Source organism: Metabacillus arenae, assembly GCF_014773385.1.
Lineage (GTDB): Bacteria > Bacillota > Bacilli > Bacillales > Bacillaceae > Metabacillus_D > Metabacillus_D arenae.
The window spans coordinates 68,146-87,993 of record NZ_JACXAI010000020.1; the positions used below are offsets into that span (position 1 = coordinate 68,146).

Sequence of the window (19,848 nt, forward strand, 5' to 3'; positions counted from 1 at the left end):
CTTAATAAAGTGCCAGACATTGTCTGGCACTTTATACTTTAAAAATAGATGTCACACCTTTAACAAGAGAGCCCATCTGATTCATTGCACTCATCATCTGCCCGGCTGTATCCATCATTTTATTAATGTCGTACTGTCCATCATGCTTTTTAAATTGAGACATAATCGTTTGCATACCTGATTGTTGCGGGGGAACAAATGGCGTAGGTCTCGGATAAGGGTTAGGATAAGGGGATGGCTGCTGGTGAAAACTCCCCCCCTGATACATATTGTAATTCGGATGTTGGCCATTTTGCTGATACATCATATTCTGATTTATTTGCTGAGGTTGAAAGCTTGCCGGCTTTTGGTACATATCATATTGTGAATTGATTTCATATGGATACATATAAGGATAATGCTGCATAATTGGAGTGTTCTGCCTTCTTCTATAACGTGAGTAACGGTGGTACATCTGCCTCCTCCTTTTTTGTTAGGCTGTTTTCATAAGCTTTGTTACGATTGAAACACATTTTGATCGGATGTGTGAGTTGAAGCAATCTAAAATAAACTGATTGCTTTTGTAACTGTCTATTTTCTTTCAAAAGCAACAAGCCTTAAAAAAAGCTTTCTTATTTGCCTGTATGTCCTGTGCATATTAGCGGTTCTTTCGTCCGCGTTCAAACTAGGCTGATACATACATATGAAAAAAAGGTAAAAAGGTGATTATGTAATAAATGATTTTTTTAAAAATGAACTTAATAACTGTCTCGATGAACTTGTTATCATACTCCTCCAAGAAATCAAGGGTCGTTTTGTTATAACCAAACGAAAAGATTTTATAATGTTCACAAAAAATTTATCTCATTCTTAGCGGGAATACTGCCTTATGCCCAATCCTTGGAGAAATAATGAAGATTGGCGGGGGATTAATGAATAAAGGTTAAATACTTGTGCGTCCTGTCTCAGGCGGCTCTACTTGCACATCCTATGTTTCGAAACACTTGCTGATGGAAATTTCTCTTTATATATATCAATAGGAATATTTTAATCGGGATTTACTTTTTCTTCTTATTAAAAGTCGTATATTGTTTGCCTCAATTACTCATATTAAGAATGGGTTTTAACATGATTAAGGAGGACTTTTTATGGGCAGAGGCAAAGCTTTTGAGGCGAAAAAGAAAGGGCATGAACCGACGATACCGGAGCATGGACGAAAAACTTCTTCAAAGCATATAGAGGATGTGGAATATGCAATTGAACCAGTCGCTAAAGAAGGAGGCCGCCCTGTTTCAGTGAAAACAGAAAAGGAATAATACTTAAATAAGCTGGAGAGTGGACAAAGTTAAGTAAGTCCGCTTCCCAGCTTGTTTTATTTTAGAAAACAGCGATAATTTGTCGTAGCTGCTGAATTTTTTGATTTTTAGTCCCCTTCAATCTCCGTTAATATATTGTTAAAAATGTATTCGTTTGACTCCTTCATATTTTTAAAACGCTTCTTTTTCAAATCTGGAAAGTAGGATTGTAGGATTAGCTGTTCAAAATGATCAATTGTCGTTTCTATTTGGATTGGGTAGATATATTTAGGTTTTTCTAATTGTATCCACTTAAGAACTAATGCCTTCCACTCTGCCGTCAACCGATCTGCTTCATCAACTGCCGGTTTGACTACTTCAAAAAAATCATAGCCAGCTGATTGGCCTTCCATGATTGAGATATGTCGATCCATTGCTTCATTATTTAGTTGAAGCATAGCTTTAGTCAGAAGTATGATTCTCTTCTTCAATCTGTTCACCTCTATATGCATCGTAACAGAAGTGGATAAATTTAGCGAGCCGTTCGTTCTTTTAGAAATGAACAAGTTTCACCTAGGAAAAACTTGTTTTTTGGAGAGACATTTTTAAGTTTGTTTTTACTGAATTTAAAGAAGTGGAAATATGATTAGAATTGGAAGGTGCATTCGCTGCGAATGTTTGAAGCTTTGAAATCTCTGTTTCAGTATTTAATAATTGTTTTACCAAATGATATTCATCCTTTTTGACTTTTTCACCAACCCTGCTATCTAATTGCTTTTCAAGCTTTGACAGCTCTTTTTCAATCTCTTGAAGCATAGTAATCACTTTGCTTTGTTCAATTAATTGATTCATTTCATTCCCTCCTCTCTCTCACACTAAGATGGTTACTCGGAAGCCAGCTAGTATGAAAGAATGATTGTGTTTGCAAAAGGAGCGGAGTGATTAGAATCATTTATCATATAGTACGCTCCGTCCTCTTTCTTTTATAGACTATTCAATGAGCAGGCTTCAACTCCCTTCACACTTGACAAAACTAGTTTTGTTTCGGCAAAGAAAGAAGAGATTTTTATTATTTATCAATTTTTCGACAAGCCTGCATGAAATAACGCACAAAGTAAACAATAAAAAGGAAAATTTTCATTTTTGGGATATTCTGATTTCCCACTGATGGTCAGCATCATATCCACAGGACGTTAGCCACAGACACCTGCAACTGACATGGCGATTTTTAGTCTGTGTGCTTTTTTTCTCGGACACCTGCGAAAAGTTATACTCCACCAAATTCTCGGAAAATTCCAGTTGGGGGTTTAACTGACCGTTAGAATTGAAAAACAGGAGGTGAAAAGTTACATGAACAAGCAAGAAAAGAAAGAGCCTAAAAAGAAACAGGGCCAAGAAACTAAGGGATTTGGAGATAAGAAACTAAACGGACCAAATCGTCCTTCTACATAATAAAAGCTTGATTTCCCTGTTAGAAGGATTGAACGAAAAGCGCAAGGTGCTAGTCCTTCGGCTTATGACCTAAGGGCCGATGGCTCCTGGCCGGCAAAGGCCTCACGTCCTTATGCCTGCCGGCACTAGAACGTCTGTCCGCCTGTGCTGGACAACAAGGAAAAGCGGAAGCGCCTTGCTCAGCCTAGGGCAAGCACTCGGGCGAGCTTCACAGAAAGGCGTTTTTTCCTTTCTTTGGAAGATTGGCCTTGAGACCTCAGGCGGGCTAGGCGCTGCAGCTAGACAACGCTCTTTAACACGATAATACTTTAATTAACCTAACTTTCTGATCTTATAAAAAAGACCAGGCTGCTTAAATATAGACAACATCAACTTCTTTAAGTACTAGAAGATTTGTTGGTTTTTAAGCAGTCTGTTTTTATTTATCTCCGATTTTACAAACATTGTACTATTTAAACAAAATATTAATTAGAAGTTATAGTAAGCCAATTGCCTTTATCTATAAGATTTTTTATCAACAAAAAGCAACTATCTTTTAGAAAAAGAGTCCCCTATTTTCTCGATTCTCTATGGATGTTCCTCAGGTTTGTGTTTTCGAACATTTAGATATTCTTCCACTATAGCTAGAAGCTTTAGCTGCTGCTGTTTTTTTAAATACCACTCCGTAATTTCAATTTTTTTTGGGATCCTTGGATAATGATAAAATTTATTTAAGGATTGCCCATGAAACCAATTTCGATCTTTTTCGTCTATATGATGTGTAACCTCTGGATAGGTTGTTCTTAAAAAAGGAGTTGACCGTTTGCTATTATGTAACACATGTTTTTCAAAATCATATCGAGAGCCTGTATGAACAACGGTTGTCGAAAAGCGTAAAAATTCCTGAAAATAACAGGGATGAAAAAGCAGCCATGAAAGCCGTTTACCCAGTTCAATTCTGTTCTTTAAATATAAAAATCCATGGACAGAAAAACCATACAGTTCACCATCCAAAGTAGGAAAAATAATTGTACTGAAATGCATGAAATCTTGAAATTTGTATGGAAAAGTTTTAAAGACAAACTTTTTAAACAGTTTATTCTGAAGAACAGGCCTTTGTATCAGGTTTTGTTCATTAATAATAAGGCTTGTCAATAATCGCTGGCCATTTTTGTTTTTCCAAAACTCATACCATTCTCTGATCATGAATTCAGAAACATTAAATCTCCTCAACAAGTTAAATAAAGGAGTATTGGTAGCCTTTGAAATTTCATATAAAAGAAGTTGTGGAGAGGCATCAGAGAAAATCAGCCAATTCGCATCTTCATAAGTTAAAAACAAAAGATTCCGTTCTTTTTTTGTAAGAACATTCTTAAACAAGCTGCCTTCTAGATCAGTCATACACCAGCCTGCATTTCGAGAGACCATGCTTGCTAAAAAAGCCCATTTGATTTCGGGATGACGGGTAAAAAAATTTGCATAAAAGATTGTTCTTGATATATTATCTATATTTCCACACTTAACCTTATCAGCAACTAAAGAAGGAATGTCAAGCTTGTCAAGAGTGTGATTTGAGTTAAGGGAGAATTTAGCCATTTTAGCACCTCTTTTCATAAAAATGACATAAATACGTAAAAAAACAGATCTTTTTTACCATTACTTCCCGCTTTTTTTTGTTATGATAGGTAATAGTTTGAGGGCGAGGAGGAGAAAAAGGTGATTCGATACCCAAATGGAAAACTTTATGAAAAGAAACAATCAATAACTCCACGCAAATCGGAAAACCTAACATACAGCAATCGGGGGATGACCCTCGAAGATGACCTAAATGAAACGAACTTATATTATTTAGAAAAAGGAATAGCTGTTATTCATAAAAAACCAACTCCAGTCCAAATTGTTGATGTTCATTATCCGCGAAGAAGTGCTGCAGTTATAAAGGAAGCCTATTTTAAACAGTCTTCAACGACAGACTATAATGGCGTTTATCGCGGGAAATACATTGATTTTGAAGCAAAGGAAACAAAAAATAAGACATCATTTCCCCTTCAAAATTTTCATGACCATCAAATCGAGCATATGAAAAATGTACTGGAGCAAGGCGGAATCTGTTTTGTTATTATTTCCGCATTTCATAAGGTTTATTTTATAGAAGCACGGATCCTTTTTACTTTTTGGAAACGAAAAGAAGATGGAGGCCGAAAATCAATGACAATTCAAGAACTTGAAGAGAATGGTCATCTTATCTCACTTGGCTATCAACCAAGAATTGATTATATTAAAGTAATAGATAAACTTTATTTTAACCAATAAAATCAGTATGCTATTCTATACATTTTCTTCGAACTGTTCTTATCGTTATGTTGATTATGAAAGGTTGATGAAACATGCCAGAAAATTACAGTAGTCGTGAGGAACGACGAAAAGCGAAGACTAAAGCTAAAAAACCAAATCCACAAAAAAAGAAGGGTTCAAAAACAGGACTTTTTAAAAAAATATTATTATTTCTCCTTGCTATTGGGGTAGTTGGAATGCTTGCAGGAGGGATTGCCTTTGCAGTTATCGTATCTGATGCCCCTACTCTTGATGAAGATAAATTAAAAGCAGCCTATTCTTCCGTCATTTTAGATGTAAACGGAAATGAAATAGCAGAAGTGGGATCACAGAAAAGGACATATGTGCCTTATAATGAGATTCCTGAAATTGTAGAAAATGCATTTATAGCAACTGAGGATGTCCGCTTTTATGATCATAATGGAGTCGATATTGTCCGAATTGGCGGAGCTGCGTTAGCAAATATTACTGAAGGTTTCGGAGCAGAAGGCGGCAGTACCATTACCCAGCAGGTTGTGAAAAACTCTTTGTTATCCCATGAGAAAACATTGACCAGGAAGGTTAAAGAGATATGGTTATCCTTCCAGCTCGAAAGAAAATACTCGAAGGAAGAGATTCTGGAGATGTATTTAAACAGAATTTATTATTCTGGAAACAACTATGGAGTCGCAAAAGCTGCTGAGCTATTTTACGATAAAAGCCTTGAGGAATTAGAACTCCATGAAGCTGCGATGTTAGCAGGAATGCCGCAAAGCCCTAATAATTATAATCCTGTCAAGCATCCTGAAGCAGCTGAAAAAAGAAGAAATATTGTTCTCACATTAATGGCTAAACACGGATTTATTAGTGATCAGGAAGCAGAAGAAGCGAAAAAGGTTCCAGTTCAATCCACGCTCGTTGAACAAAACGGGACAGCCAATTCCTATCATGCATTTGTTGAACAAGTTGTCGAAGAAGTAAAAGAAAAAGCTGATGTTGATGTAGGTACAGAAGGATTAACGATTCATACAACTTTAGATCCAAACGCTCAAGATTATGTTTCCCAATTGTTGAACGGAGATAAATATGCTTATGGTGAACACTTCCAAGCAGGAATAACATTATTAGATACTAAAACCGGCGAAATACGCGCCATTGGCGGCGGCAGAAACCAGCCCGCTGGGGGATATAACTATGCACTAGACCTTCAAAGACAACCTGGATCAACCATCAAGCCTGTTCTGGATTACGGGCCTGCGATCGAGTATTTGAAATGGTCTACCTATGAACAAATTGTCGATGAGCCTTATTCATACTCAAACGGGACCCCAATTAACAATTATGACCGGGCCCATGATGGGAAAATGAGTATCCGGCATGCATTAGCCGATTCCCGTAATATTCCAGCACTTAAAACGTTCCAAGAAGTAGGTGCTGACAAGGCAAGAGACTTTGCTTCTAATCTTGGAATTCCATTAGAAGAATCTATTCCAGAAGCGTACTCTATCGGAGGCTTTGATAGAGGTGTCTCCCCTCTCCAAATGGCTGGAGCATACAGTGCATTTGGAAATAACGGTATCTATATTGAACCGCATGCCGTTAAAGAAATTGAGTTTAGTGACGGGACAAAACAGAATTTAGCCCCTGAACCAGTTTCAGCTATGAATGATTATACAGCGTTTATGATTACAGATATGCTTCGCTCTGTTGTAACAAGCGGTACAGGAGCATTGGCAAATGTCCAAGGTGTGAATGTTGTTGGGAAAACTGGTTCTACTAATTTTAACGAAAAAGAAATTTCAGCCTATAACGTACCAGAAGGCGGAGCAAAAGACTCATGGTTTGTTGGCTATTCTCCTGAATATACTGCTGCAATCTGGACAGGTATGGAGAAAAACAAAGAAAAAATGCATCTTAACAGTGAAGATCAAAAACTAGCGAGGCTTTTATTTAAAGATGTGATGGCTCATGTTACTGAAGGGGATGGTGGAGACTTTAAAAAGCCTGACAGTGTTGTAGAGGTTGCCATAGAAAGAGGCTCAGATCCTGCAAAACTGGCAAGTGATTTTACACCAAGCAGCCAAATCGTAAGAGAATATTTCGTGAAAGGCACACAGCCTACCAAAACTTCCGAGAGATATAAACGTCTCGAAAAGCCTAGTGGATTAAATGTAAATTATAACGAGGAAACAAAAGAGATTTCACTCGGCTGGTCCTACAATCAAAATTTAATGGAAAACACTGTGTTTGAGGTCAGCCAATCGGTTAATGATGGCTCGTACCAGGTCATTCATCAAGGGAAGGAAACAAGCCTTTCAATCCCGAATGCTGTCCCAGGTTCAGTTTACAAATTCCAGGTTACCGCAGTAAGTGATGGTACAAAGAGTGACCCTGCATCTGCGATGATCGAAATACCTGAAGAAAATAAAGAAGACGAGATTGAGATCCCTGAGGAGGAAAACCCTGAAGAAGGCGGAGATGAACAAAATCCAGAAGATCCTAATCAGGATAATCCAAATGAGCCAGAAAATCCGTTGGATCCATCTGTTCCACCTGGTGAAGATGAGGGAGCTCAAGATGGTCAAAATGGCGGGCAAGACGGCCAAAATGGCGGACAAAATAATGACCAAGGAGGTCAAAATGAAGGCCAAGATGACGGCCAAGATAATGGCCAAGGTGGTCAGGACGGCGAAAATGAAGGCGGTAATCAGGGACAAGAAGGAAATCCAAATGGAAATGCAAATAATAATAGAAACAATGGATCAAATCGCGAGGGTGACTAAAACCAATTTTAAAGGCTGCTTCTTTGTAAGAAGCAGCCTTTTTATGAATTTTGTTTGTTATCGTACTTCTTACTGGCAGCAATACCGCACCTCAATCTTCAGAGAAAATAAAGAAGATCGCAGACGGGATATCTGCCTGCAGATTTCTGATTGTTCAAGGGCAATTGGAATTAATGGATGGAGTTCAGGAAGTACTTTCTTCGTATTTAGATACTTTTCCAATCTTTCCCCTCTAAAATTCTAACTTCTGGTATATTAAAATTTCACTTTAATTTTTTCATTACTAATTCTTTATGAAATTGCTTTTTAAACTCTTCAAATAATTGCTTAAGCTGAATATATGAGTGATACTGAGCAGGTTTATTTAATATAAAAGCAACTCTCTCAGAAAAATTAACCGGGCTTTTAGAAAAGCGTAAATCATTCAATACAGATTGTTCTAAGCTTTTAACGGGCTGACTATTGAACCAATGAATACCCACTATAAATAAAGAAAATCCTTCAATCATGGGAATTTCTTGAGATTTTTGCTTACGGTCTTTATAAAGATCATGAAGAACCTCTTCAAGCAGGCTCCACCGTTTGAGAATATAAGGTAAATAGTTTTCATATTCATTCCAAGGTTTTTGGCAGGATTTTATAGATAGACATTCACAAATATCATAATAAAATGTGCAATGTATCATGTTTTCTTCAAAACTATCTGCTATTTCAGTTATTTTCGGAGGCATATTCAATGCAAAAGGGGCATGTAAGAAAGGTTCAGGTATTGTAATTTCTCTTTTATTTGCCACTTTGCTTTTTCCCCTTTTTCATCCTCTTTTGCCCTTCCCGACACAGATGAAGTAATGGACAAACTTCACATTTTGGCGATTGTGCCTTGCAATGATATCTACCAAAGAAAATTAATCTGTGATGAGTATTTGACCACTCCTCAGCAGGAACCTTTCTCATTAACGTTTTTTCAACTTCTAATACAGAATCCTTCCACTTGCAAATCCCAAGCCTTTTACTAACTCTTTCAACATGGGTATCTACAGCTATTGCAGGTATACCAAATGCAACGGATACAACTACATTTGCAGTCTTTCGCCCTACTCCGGGAAGTTTTATTAATTCATCACGCTCTGCTGGTACTTCTCCGTTATACTCCTCCAACAGAAGCTGACATAGATTTCTTATATTTTTTGCTTTATTTCGGTAAAGACCAATCGATCGAATATCATTTTGTAATTCCTCTAATGACACTGCAAGATAATCTTCGGGTTTTTTATATTTCTCAAAAAGTGTTTGCGTTACTTTATTTACCAATACATCTGTACATTGTGCAGAAAGAGCAACCGCAATAACTAGTTCAAAAGAATTTCGATGGTTTAATTCACAATGTGCATCTGGAAACATGTCTCCTATTGTGTCTAAGCTTTCTCTAATTTGTTTCATAGTTAGCATAATCAATTCACCTTACATTCAGTTTTCTAGCCAATTATAAAAAGGTACTTTTCGTTTATATTCATCAGTTGATTCATTACCTTCAGAAGAACTTGATTTCGTCTGGTATTGTCGAAACTTTCTCGAATGAATTCTTGCTTGTTCGATCGTTTGAACACCATTTTTCTTCCATTCGAATAAAATACGATCGATGTACCTGAAATTTAACTTTCCGGAAATAACAGCCTCTCGCAGGGCAGTTTTTATGATGACGGGATCATGATAATCTTGGTCAAGCCAGATTGTTAAAGATTCACATTCAAATGGTGAGAGTGGTCTTCCAAACTCCTGTTCAAAAACCGTATATAGTGATTTCTCTGTTTCTTCCTTTTCCTTTGCCGGCTGGTCCTTTTGCAGGAAATATTTATAAAGTTTGTTCCACAATGGATATAATGAATATCTTTCATGCAATATTCCTGATTGATCAAATTCTTCAATATCTAAAAATCCTCGTTTAATGAGAAGCCGGATAGAATTCATACAAGATTCAGAAGCAATTGACATGTTGTTTGCTAATTCATCAGGAGTTGGGAAGTAACTCCCCTTTTCTAACTGAGATTTAATTTTTAATAAAATCATGATTTCCGTTTCAGATAATCCTAAATCTGCATAATGCTCAAACAAGATCCCAGGAATAGAAATGCTGCCAGAGTCCACGATACTAATAAATTGTTCGATCTTCATTTGAAACACCTCTTCGTAAGTATACCACGTCCATAGAACGATCTTGATGAAATATAAGAGAAACTTCTATGATCCAAATGGGGAAAATATAAAAGTGAAAAGATAGAAGGTTAAGCTTGTTAAATAGATGATCTCAATTCTAGTCCCCATCCTCTCTCCAAAAAATTTGTGATAATTACAATCGATTTACCGAACTTAAGAAGCTTAAAGTGAATCCTTGAGAGTGAGCTATAAAAAATGCTCCAGCAATGTATAAGAAAAGCTTAGAGAGCATTGATCAGCCTAAGAAAGGCATATGGGAGTTTTATGAGGAATTAACCTTGTAACCCGTTATATGGATGCATACACTTGAATACAAATACTCTTCTCGCGTTAATTTTATCCTTCTGCATAGGTAAAAAGAAAAATCTCCTTGCTGGAAGGAGAATTTTTCTATCATTAAGGATATAACCTGTTAAGCAAGCGAGGAAATGGAATAGTTTCTCTTACATGCTCAACACCGCTCAGCCAAGCTACAGTTCTTTCTAAGCCTAGTCCAAAGCCGGAGTGAGGAACAGAGCCATATTGGCGAAGATCATCATACCATTGATAGGTTGAAATTTCTAACCCATGTTCCTCTATTCGGCTTTTTAAAAGCTCAGCATCGTGAATTCTTTCCGACCCGCCTATTATCTCCCCATAGCCTTCTGGAGCAATTAAATCAGCACATAAAACGATATCTTCTCTTTCTGGATGCGGCTGCATATAAAACGGTTTAAGAGAGGTTGGATAATGCGTAATAAAAACAGGCTTATCATAGGTTTCGGCAATAGCTGTCTCATGCGGAGCTCCAAAATCATCGCCCCACTCAATATCTGTGAATCCCTGTTTATGAAGCAATGCTAATGCATCATCATATGTGATTCTTGGGAATGGTGCTTGCATTTTCTCAAGCTTGGAAGTATCACGACCAAGTACCTTCAATTCTAGAGCACAATTTTCTAATACATTTCGGATGATAAAAGCAACGTAATCTTCTTGAACTTTTAAATTATCCTCAAATTCGTAAAAAGCCATTTCTGGCTCAATCATCCAAAATTCAATTAAGTGACGTCTTGTTTTAGATTTTTCAGCTCTAAAAGTTGGGCCGAATGAAAATACTTTTCCTAAAGCCATTGCTGCTGCTTCCATATATAACTGGCCGCTTTGAGAAAGGTAAGCATTTTCTTCAAAATATTTTGTATGAAACAGTTCTGTTGTTCCTTCAGGAGCACTCCCTGTTAAAATTGGGGGATCTACTTTCACAAAACCTTCTTTATTAAAAAATTCATAGGTGGCACGGATAATTTCATTTCTGATCTTCATTACAGCGTGCTGACGCTTTGATCGCAGCCATAAATGACGATGGTCCATTAAAAATTCAGTACCGTGTTCTTTAGGGGTAATAGGATAGTCAACAGCCTCATGAATCACTTCGATTCCAGTTACTCCCATTTCATATCCAAAAGGAGAGCGTTCATCTTCTCTAATAATCCCTGTAACATAAAGAGAAGTTTCTTGTGTGATTGACTTAGCTTTTTTAAAAACCTCTTCCTCAACTTCTGCTTTAACGACAACACCTTGTATAAATCCTGTACCGTCACGAAGCTGCAGGAATGCAATTTTTCCGCTGGAACGCTTGCCAGCAAGCCAAGCTCCAATCGTTACTTCTTGGCCAACATATTGACTAACTTGCGAAATCGTTGTTTTCACTATGTATTCCCCTCCAAAAGCCTATAAAAACTAATAACACATATGAATTATATTATACAGTTTTTTAATAGGCATGGTCAATGAACAGGAACGAAAAGATAATGAGCAGCACAAAATATGCTCCCTTTCCTTTTTAGCAAAAATTGTCTAAAAGGCAAGGAATACAAAGAGCTTTTTACTGCAAAATAAACACTTGAATTGCCCGGACAAACTATAATTAATTGAACGTAAGTTTGAAGTGACGGGACGAACCCATAGACCTATTAGAAAAACGCTTCGTGTCTATCTAATAGTGAGAAAGCAAATGTTGAATAGGATAATTTCCTTTTTCTGTAATTTTTTGGTTGTTTAGCATAATTTTGATCACATTTTATACGATTTCTTTATACTCTTACAAAAACAAACGCCATTTGCCTTTGACCACCCAGCGAAAGTTCAAACTTTTCTCTGATATTTCCATCATATCTTCGAAATTTGAAATATATCTTCGATTATTTAACATTTATCTTCGAAATCGTCAGATTTATCTTCGAAAATTTCAAAATATCGATTATTCGACTTAAATCGACAAAAACCTATTGGTGTACAATGTTCCAATTTTTTTGAAAACCTAAATGGAAGTTGATGAATCCCCAAAAAAGCTGATTTCTATTTGTAAATAATTACAATTTATAAATTTAATGAATTTAAACCTTAATTAAAAGCCCGGTGAACCCGGGCTTTTACCATTTTTTACCTATATCTGATTTTCATTAACAAATTTTTGAATTCTTTCGACCGCTTTTTCTAATTGATCTAATGAGGTAGCATATGATAAACGTACATTATCTGGAGAACCAAAACCAGATCCAGGTACTATCGCTACCTTCTCTTTTTCCAGCAACGCTGCTGCAAATTCATCAACGTTAGAAAATCCAGTTAATTCAGCCGCCTTTTTAACATTTGGGAAAAGATAAAAAGCCCCTTCTGGTTTAAGACAGGCTACACCAGTAATTTGCGTCAGTTTTTCAAAAATTATGGTTAATCGCTCTTCGAACGCTTTTCTCATTTCCTCTACTGTATCTTGAGAACCATTGTATGCAGCAATCGCCGCAAATTGGGCTACAGAAGTGGGGTTTGACGTACTGTGACTTGCCAGGTTTGTCATACCTTTAATTATTTCCTTGTTGCCTGCTGCGTATCCAATTCTCCAGCCCGTCATAGAATGGGATTTAGATACCCCATTAATAATAATTGTTTGTTCTTTTAACTCTGATGAAATCTCAGCAATTGAAACATGCTTGGCAGCACCGTAGATCAGTTTTTCATAAATTTCATCTGAAATGATTAAAATATTATGCTTTAAGCAAATTTCGCCTAACTCATTTAACTCTTGCTTTGAATAAATCATCCCCGTTGGGTTGCTTGGTGAATTTATAATGATTGCCTTTGTTTGTGGAGTAATCGCATTTTCCAGCTGTTTCGGCGTGATTTTGAACTCATTATCCTCTAGGCCATCAATGTGCACAGGTTTGCCGCCTGCTAATTTTACTTGTTCTGGATAACTGACCCAATAAGGAGTAGGAATAATCACTTCATCCCCCTCATTTAAGATAACCTGAAATAATGTATAAAGCGCATGTTTCGCCCCGCTGCAAACAATAATTTCCGATGAATCATATGTTAAACCTTGATCGTTTTTGAATTTTGCAATGATTGCTTCTTTTAAAGCAATTAAACCACCTGAAGGTGTGTATTTGGTATGACCTTCATGCATTGCCTTGCTTGCAGCTTCAAGGATATGCTCCGGAGTATTAAAATCTGGTTCTCCCGCTCCAAGGCCAATGACATCATGTCCTTGTGCTCTCAATTCCTTTGCTTTTGCTGTGATTGCCAGTGTAGTTGATGGAGTTAAAGCTGAAACTCTGTTTGCCAATCTCATTAGTAGATCCCCCTAATTCGTTATGCTAAATCTTTTTATAAATGTTCCATCTTCAAAGGTCACATAGTAATAAGTTAACCTGTCTTTGGTATCAATATATTTGACTTCCCATAAAAGGCCATCTTTTTCGCTTATTCCCAATTGAATATTCACGATTTTTTTTGGATTGCGCTCTTGCTTTAATTTGGAAAGAACCTCTTCACTGCTAACGCCGCTTGACTGTTTTTTTACAACAATTTTCTTTTTAGTATCCTCTGGCACCCATGCTACGACATTCTCACCATTTTTCTTCCCATGTACTATGTAATATTCTTCCTTACCGTAAAAGGAATCAATTTTTTCAACACTTGAAAATTCGGCTTTATCAAGGGCAACCTGGCGGATATTATCATAATTTGCAGTTTTCCCAGCCCTTGCTGTCTGATATACATCGGAAAAAATCCAAATCCCAGCTATTGCAAAAAAAATCAAAGCACCAATCATTACGTAAATTTTATTTCCCATGCTATACCTACGTTCTGTATATTGTAAAAACGGCTTTTTCTTTAGCTTCTTGCTCTAAGGCTAGTCCAAACATAAAGTTATCTCTTTTAAGCGTTCTGTTTAACAAATCGACGATTTTATATAAATCATCCGAATGCTCTACTGTAACGGTAGATAAAACTTCAATTTTACTTTCCATGACATATTCCTCCTGGACAAAACAAATATTGTTACTAATACATGTGACCTTTACGGAAATAATAGAAGTACAGCAACAAAACACGTTGCATGTTCCCATTATAACAGTTTAAAGCGTAAGTAGTGAAAATAAATTTTTCCCTAACCCACACTTTTATTGGGTGACTTTTTAAGAAAACCGATAAAAAGTCACCCCTTTTTGATTAAATATTTTCTTTAAAAGAGAAGATTGTATTCTTAATCTGTTCAATTGTCCCCTCAATAATATCAACCTTTGGTATCGAAGAAATAAAATGCTTTCCATAGGAGGCAGTTTTAATTCGCCGGTCAAATACAAATAATATCCCTTTTTCATTATGAGATCTAATCAGTCTGCCAAATCCCTGCTTAAATCTTAAAACAGCTTCAGGTACAGAATAATCAAAAAATGGATCAGCACCTGAGTTTTTTAAGTTATCACACCTTGCCTTAACATATGGGTCATCTGGAGATGCAAAAGGGAGTCTCATGATCATGACCGATTTAATTTCCTCAGATTTTAGATCTATTCCCTCCCAAAAGCTGCTTGTTCCTAATAATAAAGCTTTATCGAACATATTAAAGTTTTTTGTCAATTTTGATTGGCTTCCACCGCTTATCCCTTGCGCCAAAATAACAAACTCCTCAAGAGTTCGATCCTTTTTTAAAGCTTGGTAGGTTGCTTTTAACATCTGATAAGATGTAAATAAAATAAGTGTTTTTCCACTAAGTATTCGTGATAATTCAGAAATATAAGTGGAAACAGATGAGATATAGTCTGTAAAAGGAACCTCATTAACAATTGGTATATCAGTTGGTATTACCAGCTTAACCTGTTCCTTTAACTCATACGGGGAGGGAAGCTTTACCGTTTTAGGATAAAAATCCTCCAAACCTAATTGCTTTATCATAAACGAAAAAGAGTTTTCCACCGTTAAAGAGGAAGAGATTAAGACTGCACTGTGTTTTGAAGCGAAAAGCTGATCAGCTAATTGTTCTGAAACCATGATTGGTTGGGCATATGCGGTAACCGCATTTTTGGCACCCTTAGCCTCGATTTCAAGCCATGTAACATTTCCCTTTACAGGACTTAAAAACAAATGGTCGAGTTTATCATAAATTTCGGAAAAATAACCTTTATACCCCGTAAATTCCCCGATGCTGTTTCTTTCTCTGGAGTTTAAAGCAGATTCTCCATTAAGCAGGCATACACCTTCAATTTTGACTAAGAGTTTTTGTATCGCACGGATAAAAAATTGAATTCTTCTCGCAAGCTCCATTAATCCTGACCATGCTTTTGTTGGTGCTGAAAAACAATCATATTGATAAGATAGTCTGTTTCCATGATGGTCTTTCACCTGTACTTTTACATAGGTATGAAGCGAACTAAAAAATAAATCGAATTCTTCATTCAACTCAGTAACAAGGTTATTAAGCTCGACAATTAATAAATGGTCGATCAGCTTTCTTTTTTTACTCCATTTATATATTTCCCTTAACAAGCCGGTATTGACATTACCAAATCTTGACAGCATGAAATGGACATCCAAATAATCAAGCTTTTCTCCGAATGTCGTGCTCGCAATCCTTTCAAGATGATGGGCTTCATCAATAATCAGCTCATCGTAGTCTATATTTTCTTCTTTTCCATTCAAACAGCTCAATAATAAAAAGGTATGATTTGTAATCACAAGATTTGCACATTCTGCTTTTTTTCGAGCACGATGATAATAGTCAACATTCTGCAGGTTATTATTATTCGTTAATCCGTTTCCGCAAATTCGCTCCCAAAGTCTTCTGCCCCCAGAAGGTAAATTTAATTCATCACGGTCACCGGATTCTGTCTCAGTCAGCCAAATTAAAATTTGTGCTTTTGTTAACAAAGAGTCATAATTATCATCTTCCTCAACTAACACTTTCTCGAATTTCTTCAAATTAATGTAATGTGAGTGGCCTTTTAACACAGCAGCATGAAAATCAAATGGAAGGGATTCTTTTAATGTTTTAATTTCATTATCCATTATTTGGTGTTGCAAGGTGGTAGTATGAGTACTGACCATGATTTTTTTCTGATTTCTTAATGAATAATAAATTGAGGGAATCAGGTACCCAACCGTTTTACCTGTTCCTGTTTCTGCTTCGAGCAGGGTATGTTCATGGGCATTAAAGGAATCATAGATTGTTTCTGCCATCAGCGCTTGTTCTTTTCTGTAGCGATAATTTTGAATGTTCTCTGAAAGAAACCCGTTTTTTTCAAACACTTCTTTTATGTATTGGTTAAATTCAGGTAAATCTGATTTATCATTATAAAAGTCCCTGTTTGGAACTGACACTTCTTTTTTTACAGCAAGTGTTCCTATTAGTTTAACGTCTTCATTGTAATGCTTCTGATCCACTTGGAGAAGCTGATGATGAATAAAATGATCAAATATTTCATCCATATCACTAATAAATGATCTCGCAATTTTTTGAAGAGATTGTAAGGTAATGACAGGCAGTTCTTTTAATTTTGATAAAATATGTATAAACAATTGTGCTGTCACTTCAGCATCACTATCAGCACGATGAGGATTAAGATGAACGATCCCTAGTTCTTGACAAATCTCACTCAACTTATAACTAGATACGGTCGGAAACACCATCCGTGCCAGTTCAACTGTATCAATAATTCCACCAGCAAATGGTGAAAATCCATTATTTGTTAACTCTTCTTGAATAAATGACAAATCAAAATGAACATTATGTGCAACAAAATAAGCATTATGGAATAAATCTACCAGATCATTTGCAATTTCTGAAAAATCTGGTGCCGATTGAACATGTTCATTAGAAATTCCTGTAAATTGCTCAATAAATGGTGGAATCGTTTTTCTCGGGTTTACAAAGCTTGTAAATCGTTCAGCCACTTGACCATCTTGAATAACAACAACGGCAACTTGAATAATTTTGTCCCCTTTTTTCGGTGAATTACCAGTTGTTTCAACATCTAAAACAACAAACTTTTGCTGCATCAAATACACCTCTTAAACATCAAAAACAATTTAATCTATTTTACCACTTTTTTATCACAAAAGTGTAATTTCCCTTTTAATGCAATAAGCGCAAGCACTTACCCCCCTCAGACAGAGTAATAATGCTTGCGCTATATTTTATAAAATTGTTGAGGCGGGTTCTTGGCCAAGTAATTCGACGATTTCATTGTTCTCGTTCATGATGGCAACTTTAGGCTCGTGAGTTTTCACTTGTTCTGCTGACATCATCACATAAGAGATAATGATTACGATATCCCCTTCTTGTACAAGTCTTGCAGCCGCTCCGTTTAAGCAAACCACTCCGCTTCCGCGTGGACCAGGAATAATATAGGTTTCAAAGCGGGCACCGTTATTATTATTTACGATTTGTACTTTTTCATTTGCGACCATTCCGACTGCATCTAAAATGTTTTCATCAATCGTTATACTGCCGACATAATTTAAATTCGCTTCCGTTACACGGGCACGGTGAATTTTACTGTTCATTATCGTACGAAACATAACATCTCCTCCAACTATTTAAGGTGCTGCTTGTATAATTAGCCTCTATTAAAATCAATGGTTCTCTCAAAAAGATATTTATCAAGGCAATTGTTGTTTTTCCAATCTATTTTATTTACCGTATTAGATCCCACTTCATGAATTCTCGGTATTGCGCAAATTTTTCACTGTAACTATGAACCAACATTAATTCAATTCAAGCGTGATATTGTCAATTAATCTTGCATTTACAAAATGGACGGCTACAGCTACTATTATCGTTCCCTTTAATTCATTTAACTTTTTCAACTCTGGATAAGATAAAATTTCAACATAGTCTATATTCCCATCTGTATTTTCTAATATGTCATTTTTGATAACGCTAATTATTTTTCCAACAGATCGTTCACCCTTTTTAATCATCGATTTTGCTTGTAATAATGAGTGGTAAATCCGTGGTGCTTGATTTCGTTCCTTATCTGAAAGCTTTACGTTCCTTGAGCTTTTTGCCAATCCATCTGTTTCACGAATCGTCGGCACCGGAACTAGTGTAACCGGAAAATGAAGATCATTGATAAGTCCTTCAACAACTGCAACTTGCTGTGCATCTTTTTTTCCAAAATAGGCACGGTCAGGCTGAATGATATGAAACAATTTTGTTAATATAGTAACAACTCCATCAAAATGACCAGGCCTTGATTTCCCGCACAATACATCTACACGGTCTTTAGCTTTTACTTCTATAGAAGGTTTAGAAGGATACATCTCCGTTACTGATGGGACAAATAAATAATGAACACCTGCTTTTTCTGCTAAGAACTGATCACGTTCAATGTCACGAGGGTACGAGTCAAAATCCTCATTTTGACCAAATTGAAGAGGATTAACGAAAATGCTGACAATGACACAATCATTTTCACGTGACGCTTGTTCCATTAAAGAAAGATGACCATCATGTAAAAAGCCCATGGTCGGAACAAATCCGATTTTCTTTTTAGTTGATTTTATTTCTTTTATTACGTTTTGTATTTCTTTTATAGTGGAGATCGTCTTCATTCTTTCGTACCCCCATACAATTGCTGCAATTCGTCTTCCTTCATCGTAAAGCTATGCTTCATCTCAGGAAAGGCTTTTTGCTTTACCTCTGACACGTATTGGCTGATAGCAGGTAGAATTAGTTCATCAACCTCAGCATATTGTTTTACAAATTTCGGTACACGATTAACCCCATAACCAACCACATCATGATAAACGAGAACTTGACCATCTGTATGCGGGCCTGCCCCTATTCCAATTGTTGGTATCGATACTTTTTCAGTCACTTCCTGAGCTACTTGAAATGGTACACATTCAAGAACAACTGCAATTGCTCCTGCTTCTTCACAGTTGATAGCATCTTGAAGCAGCTGCCTTGCTGCTTTTGCATCATTACCTTGAACTTTATAACCGCCAAGGACACCTACCGATTGCGGAGTAAGGCCTAAATGAGCAACAATAGGAACTCCAGCTGCTGAAAGAAGTTCGATGGTTTTAATAACATCCCCTGCCCCTTCTACCTTTAAGGCGTCAGCACCTGATTGCTGCATCATTTTTGCTGCATTTTTCATTGTATCTTCCTTTGATGCATGGTAAGACATAAAAGGCATATCACAAACAATAAATGTATCTTTTGCTCCTCTTTTTACTGCGTTTGTATGGTGAATCATATCTTCAATCGTTACAGGTATAGTTGATTCATATCCTAGTACAACCATACCTAATGAATCACCCACTAATATCATATCTACCCCTGCTGCTTCCGCCAATTTAGCTGTAGGATAATCATAGGCAGTGAGCATAACTATTGAAGCTTGTTCTGCTTTCATTTTTAAGAAATGTGATTTTGTCTTCATTATTCTCCTCCTCTTTTTTTCAGAGGAGATGATTTCCCGATAAAAAAGCCAAAAATAAAACCTTCTTCGGGCGAGAAGAAGGATTGTTGTGTGAATCATTATCGGTTTCATCCCTCTGTC

At 36.5% G+C, this 19,848-nt stretch carries 18 protein-coding genes; 3 read left to right on the top strand and 15 right to left on the bottom strand.

All coding sequences use genetic code 11. From position 1 onward, the window contains the following. Nucleotides 1-31 precede the first annotated feature (31 nt). Entirely contained in the window at nt 32-454 is a 423-nt protein-coding gene (locus IC621_RS15605; protein WP_224752571.1) for a YppG family protein, read from the bottom strand. A 673-nt stretch (nt 455-1,127) separates the two neighbouring features. Between IC621_RS15605 and IC621_RS15610 the strand changes: the two genes are divergently transcribed. Beyond that, nucleotides 1,128-1,295 (top strand): hypothetical protein, encoded by a 168-nt coding sequence (locus IC621_RS15610; RefSeq protein ID WP_191159251.1) that lies wholly within the window; start codon nt 1,128-1,130, stop codon nt 1,293-1,295. A 107-nt stretch (nt 1,296-1,402) separates the two neighbouring features. On the opposite strand, the gene IC621_RS15615 is transcribed toward IC621_RS15610, so the two are convergent. From IC621_RS15615 to IC621_RS15625, 3 genes are all read right to left on the bottom strand, one after another. Beyond that, nucleotides 1,403-1,765: a YppE family protein gene (locus tag IC621_RS15615; RefSeq protein ID WP_191159252.1), complete on the bottom strand. Its 363-nt coding sequence runs from the start codon at nt 1,763-1,765 to the stop codon at nt 1,403-1,405. Nucleotides 1,766-1,847: 82 nt separating this feature from the next. Beyond that, nucleotides 1,848-2,126, bottom strand: coding sequence for a hypothetical protein (locus IC621_RS15620; protein WP_191159253.1), 279 nt, complete (start codon nt 2,124-2,126; stop codon nt 1,848-1,850). 1,167 nt (nt 2,127-3,293) lie between these two features. Further along, nucleotides 3,294-4,301 (bottom strand): DUF2515 family protein, encoded by a 1,008-nt coding sequence (locus IC621_RS15625; protein ID WP_191159254.1) that lies wholly within the window; start codon nt 4,299-4,301, stop codon nt 3,294-3,296. A gap of 120 nt (nt 4,302-4,421) precedes the next feature. Between IC621_RS15625 and recU the strand changes: the two genes are divergently transcribed. Then, entirely contained in the window at nt 4,422-5,018 is a 597-nt protein-coding gene (gene recU / locus IC621_RS15630; RefSeq protein ID WP_191159255.1) for a Holliday junction resolvase RecU, read from the top strand. A 74-nt stretch (nt 5,019-5,092) separates the two neighbouring features. Continuing rightward, entirely contained in the window at nt 5,093-7,801 is a 2,709-nt protein-coding gene (locus tag IC621_RS15635; protein ID WP_191159256.1) for a penicillin-binding protein 1A, read from the top strand. A gap of 263 nt (nt 7,802-8,064) precedes the next feature. Here the strand turns inward: IC621_RS15635 and IC621_RS15640 are convergent, their stop codons facing one another. The 11 genes from IC621_RS15640 to panB all read right to left on the bottom strand — a co-directional run bounded on the left by IC621_RS15640 (nt 8,065) and on the right by panB (nt 19,728). Continuing rightward, nucleotides 8,065-8,595: a YpoC family protein gene (locus IC621_RS15640; RefSeq protein ID WP_191159257.1), complete on the bottom strand. Its 531-nt coding sequence runs from the start codon at nt 8,593-8,595 to the stop codon at nt 8,065-8,067. Beyond that, nucleotides 8,585-9,250, bottom strand: coding sequence for an endonuclease III (gene nth, locus IC621_RS15645; protein WP_191159258.1), 666 nt, complete (start codon nt 9,248-9,250; stop codon nt 8,585-8,587). Before nth ends, IC621_RS15640 begins: the two co-directional genes overlap by 11 nt. Before the next feature lie 18 nt (nt 9,251-9,268). Then, on the bottom strand, nt 9,269-9,973 hold the full coding sequence (locus IC621_RS15650; protein WP_191159259.1) for a DnaD domain-containing protein: 705 nt from the start codon (nt 9,971-9,973) through the stop codon (nt 9,269-9,271). Between the two features lie 438 nt (nt 9,974-10,411). Continuing rightward, nucleotides 10,412-11,704: an asparagine--tRNA ligase gene (asnS, locus tag IC621_RS15655; RefSeq protein WP_191159260.1), complete on the bottom strand. Its 1,293-nt coding sequence runs from the start codon at nt 11,702-11,704 to the stop codon at nt 10,412-10,414. Nucleotides 11,705-12,440: 736 nt separating this feature from the next. Next, complete coding sequence (locus IC621_RS15660) at nt 12,441-13,625, bottom strand: pyridoxal phosphate-dependent aminotransferase (RefSeq protein ID WP_191159261.1); 1,185 nt, start codon at nt 13,623-13,625, stop codon at nt 12,441-12,443. 12 nt (nt 13,626-13,637) lie between these two features. Then, complete coding sequence (locus IC621_RS15665) at nt 13,638-14,129, bottom strand: cell wall elongation regulator TseB-like domain-containing protein (RefSeq protein WP_191159262.1); 492 nt, start codon at nt 14,127-14,129, stop codon at nt 13,638-13,640. A gap of 7 nt (nt 14,130-14,136) precedes the next feature. Further along, a complete protein-coding gene (locus tag IC621_RS15670; RefSeq protein WP_191159263.1) occupies nt 14,137-14,307 on the bottom strand; it encodes a YpmA family protein in 171 nt (56 codons plus the stop codon). A gap of 202 nt (nt 14,308-14,509) precedes the next feature. Then, nucleotides 14,510-17,335 carry an ATP-dependent DNA helicase DinG gene (gene dinG / locus IC621_RS15675; protein ID WP_191159264.1) on the bottom strand — a complete coding sequence of 942 codons (2,826 nt, stop codon included), beginning with the start codon at nt 17,333-17,335 and terminating at the stop codon, nt 14,510-14,512. A gap of 138 nt (nt 17,336-17,473) precedes the next feature. Continuing rightward, the gene (gene panD / locus IC621_RS15680; protein WP_191159265.1) at nt 17,474-17,857 is read right to left on the bottom strand and encodes an aspartate 1-decarboxylase; all 384 of its coding nucleotides are present in this window, start codon (nt 17,855-17,857) and stop codon (nt 17,474-17,476) included. Nucleotides 17,858-18,043: 186 nt separating this feature from the next. Beyond that, nucleotides 18,044-18,892, bottom strand: coding sequence for a pantoate--beta-alanine ligase (gene panC / locus IC621_RS15685; protein ID WP_191159266.1), 849 nt, complete (start codon nt 18,890-18,892; stop codon nt 18,044-18,046). Next, complete coding sequence (gene panB / locus IC621_RS15690; protein ID WP_191159267.1) at nt 18,889-19,728, bottom strand: 3-methyl-2-oxobutanoate hydroxymethyltransferase; 840 nt, start codon at nt 19,726-19,728, stop codon at nt 18,889-18,891. Before panB ends, panC begins: the two co-directional genes overlap by 4 nt. Nucleotides 19,729-19,848: the final 120 nt, after the last annotated feature.